The sequence below is a fragment of the Tritonibacter sp. SIMBA_163 genome (assembly GCF_046535935.1).
GTDB lineage: Bacteria > Pseudomonadota > Alphaproteobacteria > Rhodobacterales > Rhodobacteraceae > Epibacterium > Epibacterium scottomollicae.
This window is the reverse complement of record NZ_JAWJBP010001322.1, coordinates 1-236: the sequence shown is the minus strand read 5'-3', so window position 1 is coordinate 236 and position 236 is coordinate 1. Positions and strand designations below refer to the sequence as shown.

At 63.6% G+C, this 236-nt stretch carries 1 pseudogene; it reads right to left on the bottom strand.

Annotated elements, in window-relative coordinates:
• Positions 1-236 (bottom strand): annotated as a pseudogene (locus tag R0J92_RS26590) (thiamine phosphate synthase); the annotation flags it as partial.

Below are 236 nucleotides of genomic sequence, written 5' to 3'. Positions count from 1 at the left end.
ATCCACTGGCGCACGCGGGACTCAGGCTCTGCATGAAGGGTGATATCCGTCACCACCGATACGCTATCCGCGCCCGCCTCCACCACGCCTGCGGCACGCTCAACCGACATGCCGCCGATGCCTACCAGGGGGGTCTGGCCCACGCGCGTCTTTCATTCGTTGACCCGCGGCAGTCTCTGCTGGTGCCATTTCATCTTCGTGAGGATCGTCGGATAGAGCGGACCAAGGGCGACGTA